This is a genomic window from Micromonospora sp. NPDC048905 (genome assembly GCF_040649655.1).
Classification (GTDB): Bacteria; Actinomycetota; Actinomycetes; order Mycobacteriales; family Micromonosporaceae; genus Micromonospora.
The window spans coordinates 36,403-55,236 of record NZ_JBEZFV010000002.1 but is presented as its reverse complement, the minus strand read 5'-3'; the positions used below and the strand labels follow the sequence as shown (position 1 = coordinate 55,236).

Below are 18,834 nucleotides of genomic sequence, written 5' to 3'. Positions count from 1 at the left end.
TCCACGGTACTGCCGGGATGACCGTGGTCACATCACTGGCATTCCGAGACGACCGGTCATATTGTGGTGGACGTCAGCCAGCACCCGAGCGAAGGAGCGTCACGACATGCCACGACCCAAGTCGCCGGCCTCCGCCGGGACCAGGCAGCGGTTGTCCGACGCCGCGCTGGATCTGTTCCATCTGCGCGGCTACAACGGGACGAGCGTTCAGGACATCGTCGCCGCCGCCGGCGCGCCGAAGGGCACCTTCTACAACCACTTCGCCAGCAAGGAGGATCTCGCCCTCGACTCGGTGGCGAGATACTCGGCGGCGATGGGGCTGGAGATGCTGGACGAGAAGCGGGGCGGGACGCCGCGCGAGCGGATCGTCAACCACCTCCGTTACATCACCGGCCTCGGCGACACCATGGGGGATCGGGGCTGTCTGCTCGGCAACTTCGCCAGTGAGATCCCGGCGCACAGCGACGTTCTGCGCACCGCCGTCGACGCCGGCTTCGGCCGCTGGGTCGCCGCGCTCGCCGTGACGATCGAGCAGGCACGTGCCGCCGGTGAGCTGCACGGTGACGAGCCTGCCGCTGACCTGGCCGGCTTCATCGTCTCCAGCTACGAGGGCGCGGCAGCGCGGGCGAAGGCCTCCGGTGACCTGACCGCCCTCCACGAGTTCCTCACGATCACCCTGACGCGGATCCTCGCCTGATTCACGTCGGTCCCCACCCGCGTTGACGTGCGCGTCAGGCCAGCTGCCGCGGCGTCTACCGGTTCCAAGACGACCGGTCGTACTTATGCGACCGGAGAACCCAACACCCACGTTGAGGAGTGCGACATGAGCACCTACCTGATCAACCACCTGCGTATCCCCGGCGGTGTGCCGACCGAGGAGTCCCTGCGTTACCTGGAGCAGGTGCAGGCCACCACCGAGCCGTACGGCGCCAAGTGGCTCGTCCTGGACGCCGAGGTGCAGGTCATCGAGGGCAGTTGGCCCGGCTCGGTCGTGCTGATCGAGTTCCCGGACGCGGACACCGCCAGGACCTGGTACAACTCGCCCGAATACCAGGCCATCCTGTCGCTGCGCGTCGCGCACACCATCAACGACCTGATCCTGGTGGACTCCGTCGGCCCGGACTTCACGGTGGCCGGCTACGCGGGTCAGATCCGGACCCTGCTCGGCCAGTGACCAGCGCTGCCTGACCTGCCGTCCCGCGATCCCCGCGCACACCGTGGCCGTGCGCGGGGATCGCCTACATGAAGTTGCGGGTGTGCAGGGCGGAGAGGGCGGCGGCCTCGTCGGGCCGGAAGCCCAGCCGTACCAGCCGGCGTTGGCGGCCCTGATCCATCGCGTGTTGCAGGGCCTGCACCCGGTCGTGGCCGGCGGACACCTCGTCCGGGTGCCAGCCACCCGAGGCGAGCACCACGAGCGCGTCGAAGACGTCCGCGTTGAGGCCGGCGGTGTCGACGAGCGCGTCGTGGCGGCGGTGGATGGCCGCCCGCAGTCGATCTCGCAGCAGCGGGTCGAGCTGTGCCTGATGCTCCAGGTGCGCCATGCCGAACACCACGTGCCGGCGTTCGTCCTGCCGGGCGAGCCAACAGATCCGACGTGTCACCGGGTCCGGGGCGTTCTCGTGCAGGAACGAGAGCAGATCCACGAAGCTGCCCTCGCCGAGCACGGAGAGCAGGAAGGACGCCAGGGCGAAGTCCGACTCCGCGACGAGCGTGAACAGCGACTGCCGACCGCCAGCGGAGGACGTACCCAGGTCGGCCCCCCGCAGCAGCGCCCGCCGGCTGAAGACCTCCATGTGCCGGGCCTCGTCGGCCATCTGCACGGCCAGCAGCTGCACCACCTCCCGGAAGTGCGGGTGGATGCGCCCCACGAACCGGGCCGGTACGACGAGCGCGGCCTGCTCGTTCTCCACCAGGTAGGTCATCACCTGCACCACCGCGGCCTCGACGTCGGCCGGCAGCACGAACGGGTCGTCCCACGGCACCGCGGCCTGCGGGTCCCACTGTCGGGCGGCGGCCTGCGCGTACAGGTGGGGGGCGATGTCGGCCCACACCAGGTCGCGGTCGTCCAGGTCGAACCGGGCCTCCGGACCACCGGCTTCGAGGAGGGCGCCCCGGGCGCCGAGCCCCCACCGCGCCGGTGGACGGCTGCTGAGCGCCGACGGGAGGGCCGGGCCGGCCCGCTCCGCGCCGAACCAGCGGTCGTCATCCGCCGATCCGCGGACCACCACCGCGACGAGGCCGCTCCGGTCACCCGGATCCGGCCACTCGACCCGATGACCCCGGCCACGGCACCAGACCGGCAGGTGTACGCGCAGCGCCGGGTCACGGCCGTGCACCGCCACCCGGCCTCCCGGTCGCAGGCCGGTCAGAGCACGTTGCACCAGCAGGTGCGCGCCCCGGCCGAAGCCCAGGTCGCCGAGGTGGACCTCGACGTCGGCAGCCGGTGCTCCGCTCACGGCCGGTAGTCCGTGGCCGTCACCCGCCCGTCGGGAGAGTAGAACCCGCTGACGTCGACCGCCCTGGCGAGCAGCGTGTACCCGATCGTGCGGCCGTCCTTCCAGGCCGTCAGCCCCTCCAGGTCGAGCAGCGGACGCACCTGCGGATCGGCGTACGACATGCCGAGCAGCAGCGTGCCGAAGAGCTGGACCCCGGCGGACTCCGGCCCGCGGACCGTCATGTTGCAGTGGTCGTAGCGCGCGGTCTGCCCGACGATCCGGGTGCCCTCGGGAGGCAGCGTGCCCTCCCGCACGAACGCCAGATGGTTGGCGTCGATCATGCAGACGGCGTCGACCTCCCCGGCCACCAGGGCGCGGGCTGCGTCGCGCTCCCCGCCGATGTGGTCGCCGTGCAGGCCGACACCGACGTCGAACCGGCGAACGTCGACCTCGACGCCGGCGCTCGCGAGGTGCTCCAGCGGAATCAGGGTCGCCTGCGGACTGTCGACCGCGCCGACAGCCACCCGTTTTCCGGCGAGATCCTCGACCTGCCGCACCGGTGAGTCGGCGCGCACCACCACGACCGAGGTGAGGTCCTGGTCGGTGTCGCGCATGGTCAGCGCGTGGACGGCGGTGCCGGTGGCCGCCGCCAGGCGTTCGGCCCGCAACCAGGCCAGGGGCGAGTTCCAGGCCGCGTCGATCCGGCCGGCGACGAGATCCTCGACCTGCCGCTCGTAGTGCGAGTAGAGGACGAAGTCGAAGTCCAGGCCGCGCCCGCGCAGCCAGGCCCGGAAGCCCTCCCAGATGGTCACCACCTTGGGGTCGTACGCGACCGCGCCCATCAGGACGGCCGGCGCCGGCATCAGCGGTTGGCCCGGTCGAAGAGGGGCAGCCCGGCGGCGACCCGACCGACGAAGTCGAGCAGGGCGTCGGTGGTCGGTGCCATCACCCGGGCCGCGCGCGCGTCGCGGAAACGGCGCTCGAGGCCCAACTCCCTGCGGAACGCGCTGCCGCCGCAGAGCTGCATCGCGCCGTCGGTCACGTCGGCGACGGTCTCGCCGGCGAGGGCTTTGACCTGGAGCACCCGCAGCATGGCGTCGTCGCGGCCGGTCTCCAGCGCGGAGACGGTGTCACCCAGGAAGGCACGCAGGGCATCGGTGCGGATCATCAGTCGGGCGAGGTCGCGGCGGGTGACGGGCGCGTCGCGCAGGGCGGCGCCGGTGTGGGTGAGCGTCGTCGCGGTGAGATGCCGGCCAGCCTCGGCGACCGCACTGTCGGCCAGACCGAGACAGAACGCGGCATTGAGCACCAGGAACCAGGGCAGCCCCGCGCCGAGCGCGGTGTCCAGCCCCGCGCCGTCGGTCGCCATCATCGCTGTCGACGGGACGCGGAGCCCCTCGGCGGTCATCGGTCGGGAGCCGTTGCCGCGGAGGCCCAGCCCGTCGAAATCGCCGGTCACGGTCAGGCCGGGACTGTCGGCGGGAACGAGCCAGAGCGTCATCGGGCCGGCGTCGGGGGCCACCGGGAGGCTCGACCAGACGTAGCTGTTGGCCTCGCCGGCCGAGGTGACCCAGCTCTTGCGGGCGTCGAGGCGGATCGTGCCGTCGTCGGTGGTGCGCGCGGTGCCGGTCGGCGACCAGAAGTGGCTGCGGGAGCCGTACTCGGAGAAGGCCAACGTGGCGAGATGACCGCCGGTGGCGATGGCCGCGCGGACCTCGCGCGGGCCGTGCGCCTCGATGACGGCGGTCGCCGCGTAGTGCATCAGCACCACCATCGCGGTGGACCCGCACTCGGCGGCCAGCCGCTCGACGACCTCGGCGACCACGCGCATGCCGTGACCGCCGCCACCGACCTCGGTCGAGGAGGCAAGGCCGAGCAGGCCGGCCGCGGCGAGGGCGTCGACACCCGAGCGGGGGAAGGTCCCCTCCCGGTCGACGATCGTCGCCTGCGGTCGGATCACGTCGTCGATGACGGTGCCGAGGGTGCTCGCGACGTCGGTGCGGGAATGGGCATTGTCGACAGTGCTCGCCATGCTGGTGCCCCTTCGGCCGAAGCGGTGGGACCGTCGTCGACACTATCCGAACGGGAGCACGTAGCGCGAGCGTCGGATCACCGTCTGGCGCGGGCGCCGTCCCGGTGCGGCCGGCCGTGCCCGTCGTCCCGGTCGATCCGCAACTCGCGCTCCAACTCGGCGATGACCGCCCGCAGGTCGTCCAGCCGTTGGGTGAGCGCGATGCGGTCCACCTCGTCCGGTACGCCGTCGCCGTCCTCGTCGTAGTCGGGGGCCAGTCGTTCGGTCATCTCCAACCGGCGGGCCTCCTCCATCGAGTTGACGATGACGGCGATGAGGATGTTGAGCAGCAGGTTGACGGTGATGACCACGTAGCTGACGTAGTAGAGCAGCGTCCACGGCGAGATGGCCATGCCCTGCTCGATGAGGTCCGGCAGCGTCTCCAGCGACAACAGCACGAACAACGTCAGCAGCGACTTGCCGATGTCGCCGTACTCCTCCGGATAGCGGTTACCGAAGATCAGCCAGCCGGCCATGCCGTAGACGTAGAGGGTCACCACGGCCAGGGCGAGGAAGCCGGTCACGCCCGGGAGGCTGCGCCACAGCGCGGAGACGATGGTCCGCAGGCCCGGCGAGAACCGCACCAGCCGGACCATCCGGGCGACCCGCACGACGCGCAGCAGCGCGGGGTCGCCGTGCAGGCCCGGTATGAAGATCGCCGCGATCACCACGAAGTCGAAGACGTTCCAGCCGTGTCGGAAGAAGTCCTGGGGACGCCTGCCGTACGCCGCCAGCCGGACGCCGATCTCGACGACGAAGACGGCCCGGAAGAGCAGCTCCAGCCAGTGCAGTGCGGTGCCCGCCGGCGTCAGGTCGTCGTACGTCTCCAGGCCGAGGACGACCCCGTTGGCGAGGATGACCACCACGATGACGATCTCGAAGGGGCGCGACCCGGCGAGTCGGGCGCAGAGCTCGGCCCAGGCGGATCGGTGGTGCTCGGGTGGGCCCGGCTCACGCCGCTGGGTGGGCGCGGGGCTGGCAGGCATGCCCGCCAGCCTAGCCAAGATCAATGATCGCGGGTGACCGCGCGACCCGCTCAGGTGTGGCTCGTCCGCTCCGGCGTCACGGGGGCCGCGAAGAAGTCGGCGAGCGGGTCGACCATTCTGGGGTACGCCCGGTTGATGGCGTCATGGCCGCTGCGCGGAATCGTCAACGTCCGGGCCCGCGGCAACGCGTGGGCCAGCGCCGCGTTCAGGTCGCGGTAGTAGGGCGGGCCATCGGCACCGCAGGTCAGCAGCACTTCGGCGGTCACCCCGGCCCACTGGCTGGCCGGGCCGTCGTGCGCTCGGATCAGCGCCGATTCGTCAAGCGTCAACGGCAGCAGCTCGGCCATCGTCCGGCCGATCCGAGTGCGCATGAACGCGCGGATGATCGCGATCCGTAAGCCGAGCGGGAGCTTCGCCGCCGCCATCTGTGGGTTGATGCCAGCGGCCGTGATGGCGAGGCCCCGAGCGATGTCACCGGCCAGCAGTGCTGATTGGGCGGATGCTAGCCACGCCGACGGAAATCCGCCGTCGATGGAAACCGCAGCGTCGTAGAGGGCGAGTCGGTCGATCGGCAGCCGGAGCGCTGCCTCAAGCGCGATGAAGCCGCCGGAGCTGTGGCCGATGACATTGCCGGACCCGGTGTGCTCCAGCACCACGGCGAGGTCGTCGATCTCCTGCTGCAAGCTGTAGGGCATCGACCTGGGTGGTGCGTCGGCCCGTCCCCGTCGGTTGTAGAGGTGCACGGTGAACTGGCCAGCGAGCGCCGTTGCCAGCCGGCGGTAGACGTCGATGGTGACACCGCCGCCGTGCACCACGACGATGTCGGGCCCATCTCCCGTGGAGTGCAGCACGACGCTCGCGCCGTCCCGTGCACTGATCCGCTCCATGATCGTCCACCCTTCCGCGACAGTACAAACTGCGAACGAGGTTTGCAGTTTACAGTAGATCAGTGAGCGACGCATCCACCAGAGGCGACGATCGTGACTCCGCTCGGCAGCCGATCTGGAGCAGGCCCGAACGCGGCAGCCGTGGCCCCGTTCCGGCGCACAGCCGGGACGCCATCGTCGTGGCCGCCATCGCCCTGGCGGACAGCGAAGGGCTTGCCGCGGTGTCGATGCGCGCTGTCGCCGGCGCGCTCGGCACCGGCGCCGGATCCCTCTACCGCTACCTGTCGTCGCGCGACGATCTCCTGGATCTGATGACCGACCGGGTTGTGGGGGAGTTGCGGCCCTATCCCGAGGCCGAGGGGGACTGGCTGGACTCGATGCTGCTGCTCGGCCGCCGACAGTTGGCGCTGCACCATACGCACCCGTGGCTGATCGAGGTGAGTCACCGGACGTCCGGTATCGGTCCCGAGAGCCTGGCCTGGTTCGACAACTGCATTCGGATCCTGGAGCCGGTGCCGGCCGCTGTCACCGCGAAGTTCGAGGCGATCGCCATGATGAACGGCGTGGTGACACTCTTCGCCCGCAGCGAGGCCGCCTCGGGGGCCTTCCGCTTCGCCGGTGCCGACCTCGCGGCGTACCCGCACCTGGTCGCGGCGTTCCGTCAGCCCTCCGCGCCCGCGCCTCGAACGGACCTCTTCGAGCGTGCCCTGCGCAGTCTGCTGAGCGGTCTGCTGATCGCCGAGCCGTCCGAGGCGGGCTGACGGGGCTGGAGCACAGGTGGTGTCCCCCGTTCCGTCCTCCGGCGTGGCCTCAACTGGTCTAGGTTTTCGATGGCGGCGAGACCGGCCGGTGAGCGTCGACGGCGACGAGAAGATCGCGTGTGCGCTGGGGGAGAGGTGTGCGATGGCAGATTCTGATCTTGCTGACCTGCGGGAACGGGCCGCGAACGGTGACCGGGACGCGGTCGACCAGCTCGTCGAGCTTGCCGGTGAACGAGGTGACCTGGCGGAGTTGAGACAGCTCGCCGAGAGCGGCAACGCCGACGCGGCGGCTCAACTCGTCGAGCTGGCCAGCGAGCTCGGCGACATGGGCGAGCTGCGGCGTCTGGCCGATCGGGGCGACCGGGACGCGGTCGACCAGCTCGTCGAGTTGGCAGCGGAGCGGGTCGACGTCGGTGAGCTTCGACGGCTCGCCGACGCGGGCAGTCGCGACGCCGCCGACGTGTTGGCCGAGCTCACCGAGCAGGAGGACGAGGCAGAGTAGACGCCGTACGCCGGGCGGGTGACGGGGAAGCGCACCCCGCGGCGGGTGGCGACGGTGGACGGCGCTCTAGTTGACGTCCTGCGCACAGATCGTGGTCATCTCACTCAGGTAGCTGGCCAGCGTGGGAAGTCCGGCGTCGGCCCGGCGTCGCTCGACGCCCGGCTCGTCCCGGATCGGAGTCGCCGGCACGGGGCCGTCCGGACCGCAGCGGACCTGTGTCCCGTACACCTGGGGCTCGCCCTTGCCCGCCGCGACCCGGTCCTTTAGGTAGGCCAGGTTGCCCGGCGACGCCTGTCGGTCGGCCACCGCCGTGCGCAGCAGGTCCAGTGCCTGCTGCTGGAAGGCCGGATCCAGGTCGGAGTGCTGGGCGATCGCCCACGCGGCGTTGCCGCCGTCCTCGCCGACCAGCGCGAAGGTCGGCCAGCCGTGCGTGCCGATGATGTCCTTCAAGCGGGCGGTGCGGGCCTGGTCCGACTCGCTCTGCGGCGTGCCCTCGCGATCGGCCTGGTCGCGGTGCAGCATCGCGATCAACTCGTCGTGCAGCGCGCGGTCGTAGGCGACGGGGGAGCGGACGACGGGGGAGCGGACCGACGCGGACGGGGTCGCGGTGGGAGACGCCGGCGGCGCGCTGCTCGGTGGGTCGCCGGCCGACCTGGGCGAGGTGCCGCAGGCGGCGAGAGCCAGCAACGCCACCAGCGGCACCGCGACCGGCGACGGGAGCTTCACGTCGCCGATTGTCGTCGCGTCGTGGTGGTCCCACAAGGCGCGAGCCGGGCCTCAGGCATGGAGCGTCTCGCGGGGCGGCACGCCGTAGCTGGCGTGGTACCGGGCGGTGAACCTGCTGTGGCTGGCGAACCCCCACCGGCTGGCGATGGCCGAAACGGTCTCCTGCCGGGGGTCGGCGCGCAGCAGGTCGCGGTGTGCCCGAGCGAGCCGGATCCGACGCAGGTACGCCATCGGGGTGGTGCCGCGATGACGGCGGAAGGCCAGTTGCACCGCCCGCAGCGAGACGCCGGCGGCAGCGGCGATGTCGGCCGCGCTGATGTCCCGGTCGGCGAAGTCCTCCATGAAACTGATCGCCCGTCGCAACGTGGCGGTGCTGGCGTCGTGTCGGTCGGCGGCGGTCGGCTCGGTGAACGCGGTGTTCGGGAAGACCGCGAGCGCCGCCGCGGCGAGCATCCGCGCGGCGTTGCCGATCACCAGCGGTTGCGCGCTGACTGACGGATTGTTCAGTACGACGTCGCTGACGTAGCTGGTGGTGGTGCGCCACTGCCGGGCGAGGGCCTTGTCGGCGGGACCCAGGTCGGTGAATCGGATCCGACCGGGCCGGCGGGCCGGCGCGGTGGTGGCCACCTGCTCCAGAACCGCCAGATCCAGCACGCAGAGCTCCACCTCGCCGGGATACCACCGTACGGTGCAGGGCTCCTCCGGCTTGGTGACGAGGAAGACGTCGCCGGAGCCGAACCGGTTGACCGGTCCGTTGCAGACGCGGTCGACGCGGGCGGTGCGGGTGTGCCCGAGGACCAGCCCGTCGAGGGTGCTGGCGCCGATGTCGAGGTGCCCGGTCTGCCGCGTGGTCGCGATGGCGAAGGGGCCGGCGTCGACGCGGTGATGGGTGAGCCGGAACCGGTTCCTGCTGTCCAGGCGTAGCTTCGGGTCGTACGTCGCGGACAGGAACTCGTGGATGGCCACCGGGTCTCGGCTGTCGAAGTGTCGGGTCTGCACGGGTGTTGACGTCATCCGCTGTCTCCGTCCGGTGGAGGTGCCGCCGGGAGGTGAACTGGTGCCGGCGGCCAGATCGAACGTGCCGGGGTGCTCGGGGTCGTCTCGGCACGGCGGTGGCCGGCGGTGCAGTGAGGTGGTACGTCGCGAGCGGGACGGCAGCGACAGGTCGAGGTGGCGTCGTGACTGAGCTGGTCGGGGCGGAGATTGCAGTATGCAATATCCGCAGATGGGAATATCACCATACGACAATCGTCGTCGGTCGTCCTACCAATCACCGCAGTGTGTCGGCCTGCCGACTTCGCTTTCGGACTAGCCCGTCGGCGGGTTCTGCGCCTGCTGTCCTAGCCATCGCCGCGGGCGACAGCGAAATCTTGTTCATGATTTCCCCGGCGCGCAGGGCGATCGGGCCGCCGCCGGGCGACCGGCCTACGAAAGGGGTGCGCCTTGGACAGTACTGATCCCGACCGCGTCGTTCGACTGGCCGTGGCGGAGGCGCTGGCCCGGGTGACGGACGAGGACAGCCTGGGGCTGGGCGAGAGCGACGCGGTGCAGCGACTCGGGACCGATCTGCGCGCGGTGCTGCGCCGCGCACTCGACAACCGGGTGCCGCTGACCACGCCGAACTTCGTCGACCTCTGCCGCGACCTTGGTCTGAGCCGTGAGGCGTTCGACCTGCTGGGGCACTACCTGATGACCGCGCTACTGGCCCACCACGTCGGGCCGGACGCCCTGATCCGGGTGGGGGTACTGCTCGGCACCGTCGGGCGTTACCTGCCGGCCGCCCGCCCGATCGCACCCCGCAACGGACGCCCGATGCCGCGCCGACGCGACGTGCGCGCGGACAACAGCGTCGTCGGCCGGTACCGCCGCACGAAGCTGCCGGAGCACCTCCCCAACCCCCCGAGCTGGACCTGCACCGGATGTGGTGGGGAGTGGCCCTGCGCCACGAAGCAGAGCCAGTTGCTCGCCGAGTTCGGCGGAGCACGCGCCGCCCTCGCGGTCTACCTGGGCTCCTGCCTGGTCGCCGCCGCCCAGGATCTACCCAACGTGCCGCTGTCCCGGGTCCGGCTCCGATTCCTCGGTTGGCTGCCCCGCGCCCGGATCTGAGCAGTCCGTCAGGCCGCCCGGTCGTCCGAGGACTGTTTGTCCGGCACCGGGGTCCGCCGCGGGCACTAGGCTGGACGAACATCGATTCGATGAAAGCCGATACTCGTGTCGCTGCCCGGGAGGACATCATGACGTCCGCGCCGTTGTCCGTCGGCACCCGCGCACGGGTCGCCACGGTCCTGGTCGGCCTTCTGGTGGCCGCACTACCCGGGACCCCGGTGGTCGCGTCTGCCCGCGCAGTCGCCCCGACGGCGGCCACGGCGACGGCCCAGCCCCGCCCCCGTCCGCCGCACGTGGTGGGCGACCACACCGTCCCCGCCTACTCCTACGCCGACGCGATCCGGGAGAGCGTCTGGGTCCAGACCCGTGCCGACAGCGACGGTGACGGGGTGCCCGACCGGGTTGCCGTGGACCTCGTCCGGCCCCGGGAGGCCGCCGTCGCGGGGGTACGCGTACCGGTCATCATGGACGCCTCGCCCTACTACCTCTGCTGCGGTCGGGGCAACGAGGGCGAGCGGAAGACGTACGACTCGGCCGGCGTGATCGCCAAGGTCCCGCTCTTCTACGACAACTACTTCGTCCCCCGCGGGTACGCCTTCGCCGCCGTGGACCTGGCGGGCACCGCCCGGTCGACCGGCTGCGAGGACGTCGGCGGTCCCGCCGAGGTGGGCAGCGCCACGGCGGTGATCGACTGGCTCAACGGGCGGGCTCGCGCGTACGACGCCGCAGGGCGGCCGGTCAGCGCCGCCTGGAGCACCGGGCAGGTCGGCATGATCGGCAAGTCGTGGGACGGCTCGGTCGCCAACGGGGTCGCCGCCACCGGTGTGGCGGGGCTGGCCACCATCGTGCCGATCTCGGCGATCTCCAGCTGGTACGACTACATGCGCTACCGGGGGACGCTGGTCGCCACCGACTATCCCGGCTACCTGCACTCGGTCGTCAACGGCCGCCCCGAGGAGGCCTGCGCGCAGGTGTTGGCCCGGCTGCGGGCGCGCAGCGCCGAGGAGACCGGTGACTACAACGGGTTCTGGGCGCGGCGGGACTACCGGCCCTCGGCCGACCGGGTCCGGGCCAGCGTCTTCCTGGCACACGGCCTCAACGACCTGAACGTCACGACCAACCAGTTCGGCCGCTGGTGGCAGGAGTTGGCCGAGCAGGGTGTGCCCCGCAAGCTCTGGCTGCACCAGACCGGTCACCAGGACCCGTTCGACGTTCGACGCGCCGAGTGGGTGGCCGCCCTGCACCGCTGGTTCGACTATTGGTTGCAGGGGCTGCGCAACGGGGTGATGGACGAGCCGCGGGTCGACCTGGAGACCGCGCCGGGCACGTGGACAACGCAGCGCGACTGGCCCGCGCCCGGCACCCGGGACGTACGGGTGGCCCTCGGCGCCGGCGACGGTGTGACCGGGACGCTCGGCGGGCGCGGCGCGCGGCCGGGTCAGGAACAGGAGTACGTCGACGAGTCGTTGTTCGAGGACGAATTGGTCGCCACGCCGAACACCGCGACCGCAGGACGGTTGGTCTTCCTCTCCGGCGCGCTGCCCAGCGCGCTGCGGATCTCCGGCAGCCCGTCGGTGCGGCTGCGGATCCGCGTGGATCGGCCGACCACCCAGCTGACCGCCCGGCTCGTCGACTACGGGACCGCCGAGCGGATCCTGCTCAGCGGTGCGGGGGGAGTGCGGACACTGGACACCGAGTCCTGCTGGGGCGCCTCCACCGACGTCGACGACGCCTGTTACCGGGACACCGAGGAGGTCACCGCGGTCTCCGACCACGCCGTGCTGACCCGAGGGTGGCTCGACGCCGCGCATCACCGCTCGCTGCGGTTCACCACGCCGCTGCGACCCGACCGCTGGTACACGGTGACCGTCCCGATGAACGCGTACGACGCGGTGGTGCCCGCCGGGCACGTGCTCGGGCTGGTGCTCGGCCAGAGCGACCCGCAGTTCACCGAGTCCACCGACCAGGACGCCACCGTCCAGGTCGACCTCGGTCGCAGCGCGCTGCTCCTTCCGGTCACCGGATCTGCCGGGCTGCCCGCCGTCGATGTCGCACCGCCGGTGGTCACCGCGCCGACCGATCCGTCGGCCGCGCGGACGCCCCGGAACACCCGGCAGGTGCCCTGACCGGCCGGCCGGGCCGGGCACTACGTGCGGTCGAGGTGTGACCCGCTGCTATCGTCAACAGGTCTTTTGGCAGGTCACGCCTCGGTGTTCATCGTGGACCCGCACTCCGTACGACGGATGTTCACAACGTTCTTCAAGGCTCCTTGATCGAAAGAGCATTCGCTTGATCGAGGAGAGGCCCGCAGTGCGAGACAAGCAACCCGAAGAGACCGAACACGCGCAGCTGTCCCGGCGCAAGCTGGTCAAGTACGCGGGCGTCGGCGCGACGCTGGCCGCGGCCAGCCCGCTGGTCGGCGCCAGCGCGGCGTGGGCTGACGAGGACCGTCGGCCGGGCGACGACACGGGCGACCGGAGCAACTCCAAGAACCGCGTGTGGCGTGCCGGCGACCACCACATCCACTCGGAGTACAGCGGCGAGTTCGACACCACCAAGTCCCCGATCGTCTTCCACAAGGGCGCGGACGCGGTCTACCCGATCGTCACCAACGCCATCATGGCGAAGAACTTTGGTCTGACCTGGGCGATGTGCACCGACCACGGTGGACCGACCCACTCGAAGGTGAACATCGAGCAGGCGTACCCCGACCTGCTGCGGTCCCGCAAGCTGGTCCCCGAGGTGCTCCAGTTCTGGGGCATGGAGTTCGACGCGCCCTCGCTGGACCACCACACGCTGATGATCCCGCGCCACGACGACGAGGCGAAGCAGCTCTTCGAGCTGGAGAGCCGATTCGCCAAGTACGACGCGTTCCCCACCGACCCGGCACGGGACACCGAGGCCAAGATGGTGGAGTTCCTCAAGGTCGCCCGGGGCATGCCGCACAAGCCGCTGGTGATCGCCCACCACGCGTCGCGTTCGGCGCCCGGTCTCGGCGTCTACGGTCAGGACACCCCGCGCGAGTTCCGCAACGGCAACAACGCCGCGCCGGACGTCTACATCGGCTTCGAGGGAGCGCCCGGGCACCAGGCCGGTCCGCTCAACGGCGGCAAGCGGGGCGGGTACGGCAACCACCCCACCTACGGCGGCTTCGACCAGATGACCGCTCGCGTCGGCGGCCTGTGGGACTCCCTGCTCGGCGAGGGCCGGCGCTGGTGGATCACCGCGACCTCCGACTCGCACGTGCACTGGACCCGCGGCGGCTCCGACTTCTGGCCGGGCGAGTACAGCAAGACCTACGTCCACGCCCGCCAGGACTACGGCGACATCATGGACGGTCTGCGCAACGGCCGGATCTGGGTGACCACCGGCGACCTGATCCGCAGTCTCGACGTCACCGCCAGGTCCCAGGGCAGGACCGCCGAGGTGGGCGAGACCATCACGGTCAGCCGTCGTAGCCGCACCGATGTCGAGATCGAGATCACGTTCCGTCCGTTGGGCGGCGTGAACGCGAACGGGGACCGCCCCGAGGTCCGTCGGGTCGACCTGATCGTCGGTCAGATCACCGGCCCGAGCGCCAACCTGGACGCCGACACCAACCCCACCACGAAGGTGGTGGCCCGGTTCGGCCCGCGCGACTGGCGTCGGAAGGGCGAGGACTACGTCATCCGGCACACGCTGCGCAACGTCGAGGCCGACACCTACGCGCGGGTGCGGGGCACCAGCACCGACGAGGCCGAGCCGCTCGCCGACGGGCTGGAGAGCCCGTGGGAAGACCTGTGGTTCTACTCGAACCCGGTGTTCGTGCACGTGCGCTGATCCCACCGGCCAGCGGCACCGCGGGCCCGTCCGGCTGCGCTCGACGTACCACGTCGGGGGAGCCGGGCGGGCCCGCGTCGCGTTTCCAGCCGGCGGCCGTTGTCGGGGTCAGTCGGTGCTGCGGCGCCGGCCCCGGAGGGCGGCGCCGCGCCCGCGGCCGGCCGGGGCCTCGGTCTGGTTCGACGCTGGCGTGGGTTGCACCTGCGACACCGCCTCGCAGAGGTCACGCAGCGGGTCCATCGCCTGGGCCGAGCAGGCGACCCGCTGGAGCAGTGCCCGCAGCGTCGCCGACTCGGCCGGCGTGAGCGTCCCCAGCAGGTGCGACTCGACGTGTCGTAGCGCCAGACGCCGTTGCTCCCAGGCGCCGCGGCCAACGTCGGTGACGTCGACGAGCCGGTTACGTCGGTCTGCCGGGTCCGCCCGACGGGCGACGAACCCGGGCCGTTCCAGGTCGTCGATCAGGTACGTGAGGACGGTGCGGTCGATGCCGAGCTCCTCCGCGATCGCACCCTGGTTTCGGGCCGGCCCGGTGATCGCCGCAGTGAGCACCTGGTAGCCGCGGGGACCGCCGGGGAAGTCGGTGAGCGCGTGCTCGGCCGCCCGGACGTAGCCGCGGAAGACGATCCCGAGCATCCAGCCCAGGTCGTCGTCGAGCGGATCGGGCCGGTCCGGCCGGTGAGGGGCACCCGTCATTCCCCGACAATAGCGCAGTGACACAGATCTTGTTGGCAGGAGATGTTCTGTGTGACATAAGGTTGTTGTCACGACGCATCGTTCGAGGCGTCGCGTGAATCGGGAGGCTCGCAGATGAGCGACTACGGCCATGACCTGGTCTTCGGATCGTTCGTCACCCCCAGCGGTGACAACCCGGCCCGCACGGTCGACCTCGCCGTCCTGACCGAGCAGGTCGGGCTGGACCTGGTCACCTTCCAGGACCACCCGTACCAGCCCGCGTTCCTGGACACCTGGACCCTGCTGAGCTTCGTCGCGGCCCGGACCAGCCGCGTGCACGTGGCGGCGAACGTGACAAACCTGCCCCTGCGCCCACCGGCGGTGCTCGCCCGCAGTGTGGCCAGCCTGGACCTGCTCAGCGGCGGCCGGGTCGGTCTGGGCCTCGGCGCGGGAGCGTTCTGGGACGCCATCGAGGCGATGGGCGGACGACGCCTGACCCCCGGCCAGGGCGTACGCGCGTTGGAGGAGGCCATCGAGATCATCCGCCAGGTCTGGGACGCCGAGGCGCGCGGCGGCGTCCGTGTCGATGGTGAGTTCTACCGGGTGCGAGGCGCCAAGCGTGGACCGGCGCCGGCCCACGCGGTGCCGATCTGGCTGGGCGCGTACAAGCCCCGGATGCTCCAGCTCACCGGTCGCCGGGCCGACGGATGGCTGCCGTCGCTGACCTATCTCCAGCCGGGCGACCTGACCAAGGGCAACGCGACGATCGACGACGCCGCCCGGGAGGCCGGCCGGTCACCGCAGGACGTCCGCCGGTTGCTCAACATCTCGGGACAGTTCTCGGCCGTCGGGCGCGGAGCACTGAACGGACCCGCCGAGCAGTGGGCGCGGGAACTGGCCGAGTTGGCGCTGGAAGAGGGTGTCAGCACCTTCATCCTCGGCAGCGACGATCCCGACGACCTGCGCCGGTTCGCCGGCGAGGTGGCTCCGGCGGTTCGTGAACTGGTCGCGGCCGAGCGTGATCGCGGTGCGGCACCGGAGTCGGAGCGCGCGCCGGAGTCCTCGCGTGCGCCGGGGTCCTCGTCCGCGTCGGAGTCATCGCGTGCGTCGGAGTCTTCGCGTGCGTCGGAGCCGGAGCGCGAGCCGGAGCCGGCGGTGCGGCCGAGCCGGGCGACCGTGACCGGGGGAGCGTTCGCCGTGGTGCCGACCCCTGACGACGGCGTGCGGCGCAGCGACCAGCAGGTCTGGGACGAGTCGACCCGGCCGACCGGACCCACGCCCGACCCGGACCGCACCTACACCCCGCACGAGCAGGCCACCGGGGCGCACCTGGTGCAGGTCCACGACGGCCTGCGTGCGGAGCTGGCCCAGATTCACGATCTGATCGAGCAGGTGGCGGCCGGTGAGATTGACGCCGGCGCGGCCCGCTCCCACATCAACACCATGACCATGCGCCAGAACCGCTGGACGCTCGGCGTCTACTGCGAGTCGTACTGCCGGATCGTCACCACCCACCACACCATCGAGGACCAGTCGTTGTTTCCTCGGTTGCGGGCACGCGACCCCCGACTCGGCCCGGTCGTCGACCGGCTGGAGCGGGAGCACCACGTCATCCACGACGTGTTGGAGGGCGTGGACCAGGCCCTGGTCGCGTACGTCGGGTCCCCGGACGGTCTCGCCGAGCTGCGGGCGGCGGTGGACCTGCTGACCGACGCCCTGCTGTCGCACCTGAGCTACGAGGAGCGGGAGCTGGTCGAGCCGTTGGCGCGGTTGGGCATCGCCTGATCGTCACGGGTCCCGTGGCCCCGGCCCGTGGCCCCGGCCCGTGGCCGGGGTCCGGGGTTGCCGAGTCTGACGTGAGAGACTACTTTCGAAACATGTCTCTCACGAACCCGTACGGGGATTTCGAGATCACCGAGCCGCAGGCGTTGCGGGCACTGGCCCATCCGGTGCGGCTGGCGATCCTCGAACACCTTCAGCGGCACGGCCCGGCCACGGCGACCGGGCTGTCGCCGCACGTCGGCGCGACACCGTCGGTGGTCAGTTGGCACCTGCGGCACCTCGCGACGTTCGGGCTGGTCACCGACTGGGACGGCGCCACCAGCAAACGGGAACGCTGGTGGCAGGCCGTCGCCCGGGGCTTCCGTTTCACCGTGCCCGACAGCGTCGAGGGGCAGTCCGCCAGTCACCAGCTGCGCGGCGAGATGTTCGCCCGCAACGCCGACGCGCCACAGCAGTGGCTGTTGCGCGAGGAAGCCCGGCTGGACCCCGAGTGGCGTGCTCTGGCCGGCATCGCCGACACCCGGTTCGTGGCCACCGCCGACGAGTTGCGACAGCTTGAGGAGTCGATCGAGGAGCTGATCGCCCCGTACGTGCGGCGCAAGGAGGAATCCGCCCCGGACGGCGCGCGGATCGTCCGGATGCTGCGCTACCTCCTGCCCGAGGCCGGCGACGACGACCCGGCCCAGGCCGGCGACGACCCGGCCGCGTCGTGAACACCACCGGCGCCGACACCGAGCGCGCCGCCGGCCCCGAGACCGAGCGCGCCGCCGGCCCCGAGACCGAGCGCGCCGCCGGCCCCGAGACCGAGCGCGCCGCCGGCCCCGAGACCGAGCGCGCCGCCGGCGCGGTGTCCCCGCCGGTGCTGCGACGGGACCGGCGCTTCCGTACCTTCTGGATCGGTCAGACGATCTCCGATTTCGGTGACCGGATCAGCGAACTGGCCTTGCCACTGATCGCCGTCACCCTGCTCACCGCGACGCCCGTGCAGGTCAGCGTCCTCACCGCGTTGATCTGGCTGCCCAACCTGCTGGGCCTGTTCCTCGGCGCCTGGGTGGACCAGCGCACCCACAAGCGGCGACTCCTGATCATCGCGGACCTGATCCGGGGCGCCGTCCTGCTCAGCCTGCCGGTGGCCTACCTGTTCGGTGCGGTGACCCTCGCCCAGCTCTACCTGGTGGCACTGCTCACCGGTACCGGCGCGGTGCTGTTCGCCATGGCGCGTCAGGCGTTCTTCGTGGCCCTGGTGCCGCGATCGGCGTACGTGGACGCGAACAGCAAGCTGAGCATGAGCCGGTCACTCTCGTTCCTCGCCGGGCCGGCCGTCGGCGGTGGACTGGTCCAGGCGCTGAGCGCACCGGCCGCGATAGTCGTCGACGCGGTGTCGTTCCTCGGCTCCGCGCTGCTGCTCAGCCGCATCCCGGTGACCGAGCCGCCTCCGCCGCCACGTCGGACGTCCACTCTCGGCCTGGTCCGCGAGGGGCTCGTGCTGGTGGTGCGGCATCCGGTGCTGCGGGCCGCGCTCGGCTGCACCAGCACCGTCAACTTCTTCACCTTCATCTCCGGCGCGTTGCTGGTGCTCTACGCCAGCCGTGAACTTGACCTGTCGGCCGGCGCGATCGGCGTCGCCCTCGGATTCGGGGCGGTCGGCGGGCTCGCGGGCGCGGCACTCGCACCACGGATCTCGCGTGCCATCGGACTGGGGCGTACCGCCATGATCGGCGTCGTGCTCTTCCCCGCGCCGCTGGCGCTGACCGCGCTGGTGTCCGGCTCCACGTGGACGAAGGTCGCCATGCTGGCGGCCATCGAGTTGGTCTCCAGCTTTGGGGTGATGCTGATGGACGTCAACCTCAACGCCCTCCTCACCGCCGTGACTCCCGACGACGCGCGAGGACGCCGCGCCGGTGCGTACAGCGCGGTCAACTACGGCATCCGACCGCTCGGCGCGCTTGTCGGTGGCGCGTTGGGCACCACCATCGGACTTCGACCGACCCTGGTCGTCGCGGGCCTGGGTGGTGTGCTCGCCGTGCTCTGGCTGCTCGCGTCGCCGGTGCGCCACATCAGGACACTCGACGACCAGACGGCCTGAC

Annotated in this window: 18 protein-coding genes; 10 read left to right on the top strand and 8 right to left on the bottom strand. The window is 71.3% G+C overall.

Annotated features, from left to right (window positions below):
* The first annotated feature begins 106 nt into the window (after positions 1-106).
* Both AB0C01_RS05205 and AB0C01_RS05200 read left to right on the top strand, forming a co-directional pair.
* Positions 107-697 carry a TetR family transcriptional regulator gene (locus tag AB0C01_RS05205; protein WP_357570290.1) on the top strand — a complete coding sequence of 197 codons (591 nt, stop codon included), beginning with the start codon at positions 107-109 and terminating at the stop codon, positions 695-697.
* 126 nt (positions 698-823) lie between these two features.
* Complete coding sequence (locus tag AB0C01_RS05200; protein ID WP_357239622.1) at positions 824-1,174, top strand: DUF1330 domain-containing protein; 351 nt, start codon at positions 824-826, stop codon at positions 1,172-1,174.
* A 64-nt stretch (positions 1,175-1,238) separates the two neighbouring features.
* Here the strand turns inward: AB0C01_RS05200 and AB0C01_RS05195 are convergent, their stop codons facing one another.
* From AB0C01_RS05195 to AB0C01_RS05175, 5 genes are all read right to left on the bottom strand, one after another.
* Positions 1,239-2,456: a ferritin-like domain-containing protein gene (locus AB0C01_RS05195; protein WP_357239619.1), complete on the bottom strand. Its 1,218-nt coding sequence runs from the start codon at positions 2,454-2,456 to the stop codon at positions 1,239-1,241.
* Positions 2,453-3,298 carry a PhnD/SsuA/transferrin family substrate-binding protein gene (locus AB0C01_RS05190; RefSeq protein ID WP_357570289.1) on the bottom strand — a complete coding sequence of 282 codons (846 nt, stop codon included), beginning with the start codon at positions 3,296-3,298 and terminating at the stop codon, positions 2,453-2,455. The genes AB0C01_RS05195 and AB0C01_RS05190 overlap by 4 nt, the downstream gene beginning before the upstream one ends.
* On the bottom strand, positions 3,298-4,467 hold the full coding sequence (locus AB0C01_RS05185; protein WP_357570288.1) for an acyl-CoA dehydrogenase: 1,170 nt from the start codon (positions 4,465-4,467) through the stop codon (positions 3,298-3,300). The genes AB0C01_RS05190 and AB0C01_RS05185 overlap by 1 nt, the downstream gene beginning before the upstream one ends.
* 77 nt (positions 4,468-4,544) lie before the next feature.
* Positions 4,545-5,492 (bottom strand): ion transporter, encoded by a 948-nt coding sequence (locus AB0C01_RS05180; protein WP_357570287.1) that lies wholly within the window; start codon positions 5,490-5,492, stop codon positions 4,545-4,547.
* Positions 5,493-5,542: 50 nt separating this feature from the next.
* The gene (locus AB0C01_RS05175; RefSeq protein ID WP_357570286.1) at positions 5,543-6,379 is read right to left on the bottom strand and encodes an alpha/beta fold hydrolase; all 837 of its coding nucleotides are present in this window, start codon (positions 6,377-6,379) and stop codon (positions 5,543-5,545) included.
* 62 nt (positions 6,380-6,441) lie between these two features.
* Here AB0C01_RS05175 and AB0C01_RS05170 point away from each other — a divergent pair, with 62 nt between their 5' ends.
* Positions 6,442-7,140: a helix-turn-helix domain-containing protein gene (locus AB0C01_RS05170; protein ID WP_357570285.1), complete on the top strand. Its 699-nt coding sequence runs from the start codon at positions 6,442-6,444 to the stop codon at positions 7,138-7,140.
* 142 nt (positions 7,141-7,282) lie between these two features.
* Entirely contained in the window at positions 7,283-7,642 is a 360-nt protein-coding gene (locus AB0C01_RS05165; protein WP_357570284.1) for a hypothetical protein, read from the top strand.
* A 66-nt stretch (positions 7,643-7,708) separates the two neighbouring features.
* On the opposite strand, the gene AB0C01_RS05160 is transcribed toward AB0C01_RS05165, so the two are convergent.
* Entirely contained in the window at positions 7,709-8,368 is a 660-nt protein-coding gene (locus AB0C01_RS05160) for a DUF6624 domain-containing protein (protein ID WP_357570283.1), read from the bottom strand.
* A gap of 51 nt (positions 8,369-8,419) precedes the next feature.
* Positions 8,420-9,382, bottom strand: a complete 963-nt coding sequence (locus AB0C01_RS05155; protein WP_357239601.1) for a helix-turn-helix transcriptional regulator — start codon at positions 9,380-9,382, stop codon at positions 8,420-8,422.
* Between the two features lie 429 nt (positions 9,383-9,811).
* Here AB0C01_RS05155 and AB0C01_RS05150 point away from each other — a divergent pair, with 429 nt between their 5' ends.
* The 3 genes from AB0C01_RS05150 to AB0C01_RS05140 all read left to right on the top strand — a co-directional run bounded on the left by AB0C01_RS05150 (position 9,812) and on the right by AB0C01_RS05140 (position 14,293).
* Positions 9,812-10,474 carry a hypothetical protein gene (locus tag AB0C01_RS05150; RefSeq protein ID WP_357239598.1) on the top strand — a complete coding sequence of 221 codons (663 nt, stop codon included), beginning with the start codon at positions 9,812-9,814 and terminating at the stop codon, positions 10,472-10,474.
* 89 nt (positions 10,475-10,563) lie between these two features.
* Entirely contained in the window at positions 10,564-12,600 is a 2,037-nt protein-coding gene (locus tag AB0C01_RS05145) for a Xaa-Pro dipeptidyl-peptidase (protein ID WP_357570282.1), read from the top strand.
* A gap of 184 nt (positions 12,601-12,784) precedes the next feature.
* Complete coding sequence (locus AB0C01_RS05140; RefSeq protein WP_357570281.1) at positions 12,785-14,293, top strand: phosphoesterase; 1,509 nt, start codon at positions 12,785-12,787, stop codon at positions 14,291-14,293.
* 108 nt (positions 14,294-14,401) lie between these two features.
* Here the strand turns inward: AB0C01_RS05140 and AB0C01_RS05135 are convergent, their stop codons facing one another.
* Positions 14,402-14,986, bottom strand: coding sequence for a MarR family winged helix-turn-helix transcriptional regulator (locus tag AB0C01_RS05135; protein ID WP_357239589.1), 585 nt, complete (start codon positions 14,984-14,986; stop codon positions 14,402-14,404).
* Positions 14,987-15,100: 114 nt separating this feature from the next.
* Here AB0C01_RS05135 and AB0C01_RS05130 point away from each other — a divergent pair, with 114 nt between their 5' ends.
* From AB0C01_RS05130 to AB0C01_RS05120, 3 genes are all read left to right on the top strand, one after another.
* Positions 15,101-16,750, top strand: a complete 1,650-nt coding sequence (locus AB0C01_RS05130) for an LLM class flavin-dependent oxidoreductase (RefSeq protein WP_357570280.1) — start codon at positions 15,101-15,103, stop codon at positions 16,748-16,750.
* Between the two features lie 92 nt (positions 16,751-16,842).
* Positions 16,843-17,460 (top strand): helix-turn-helix domain-containing protein, encoded by a 618-nt coding sequence (locus AB0C01_RS05125; RefSeq protein ID WP_357239583.1) that lies wholly within the window; start codon positions 16,843-16,845, stop codon positions 17,458-17,460.
* The gene (locus AB0C01_RS05120) at positions 17,457-18,833 is read left to right on the top strand and encodes an MFS transporter (RefSeq protein WP_357570279.1); all 1,377 of its coding nucleotides are present in this window, start codon (positions 17,457-17,459) and stop codon (positions 18,831-18,833) included. The genes AB0C01_RS05125 and AB0C01_RS05120 overlap by 4 nt, the downstream gene beginning before the upstream one ends.
* Position 18,834: the final 1 nt, after the last annotated feature.

Excerpts from the sequence above, each read along its gene's own strand:
- AB0C01_RS05180 (WP_357570287.1), bottom strand. The coding sequence starts at position 5,492 with ATGCCTGCCAGCCCCGCGCCCACCCAGCGGCGTGAGCCGGGCCCACCC.
- AB0C01_RS05135 (WP_357239589.1), bottom strand. The coding sequence starts at position 14,986 with ATGACGGGTGCCCCTCACCGGCCGGACCGGCCCGATCCGCTCGACGAC.
- AB0C01_RS05130 (WP_357570280.1), top strand. The coding sequence starts at position 15,101 with ATGAGCGACTACGGCCATGACCTGGTCTTCGGATCGTTCGTCACCCCC.
- AB0C01_RS05175 (WP_357570286.1), bottom strand. The coding sequence starts at position 6,379 with ATGGAGCGGATCAGTGCACGGGACGGCGCGAGCGTCGTGCTGCACTCC.
- AB0C01_RS05200 (WP_357239622.1), top strand. The coding sequence starts at position 824 with ATGAGCACCTACCTGATCAACCACCTGCGTATCCCCGGCGGTGTGCCG.
- AB0C01_RS05165 (WP_357570284.1), top strand. The coding sequence starts at position 7,283 with ATGGCAGATTCTGATCTTGCTGACCTGCGGGAACGGGCCGCGAACGGT.
- AB0C01_RS05155 (WP_357239601.1), bottom strand. The coding sequence starts at position 9,382 with ATGACGTCAACACCCGTGCAGACCCGACACTTCGACAGCCGAGACCCG.
- AB0C01_RS05125 (WP_357239583.1), top strand. The coding sequence starts at position 16,843 with ATGTCTCTCACGAACCCGTACGGGGATTTCGAGATCACCGAGCCGCAG.
- AB0C01_RS05185 (WP_357570288.1), bottom strand. The coding sequence starts at position 4,467 with ATGGCGAGCACTGTCGACAATGCCCATTCCCGCACCGACGTCGCGAGC.
- AB0C01_RS05205 (WP_357570290.1), top strand. The coding sequence starts at position 107 with ATGCCACGACCCAAGTCGCCGGCCTCCGCCGGGACCAGGCAGCGGTTG.
- AB0C01_RS05190 (WP_357570289.1), bottom strand. The coding sequence starts at position 3,298 with ATGCCGGCGCCGGCCGTCCTGATGGGCGCGGTCGCGTACGACCCCAAG.
- AB0C01_RS05145 (WP_357570282.1), top strand. The coding sequence starts at position 10,564 with ATGAAAGCCGATACTCGTGTCGCTGCCCGGGAGGACATCATGACGTCC.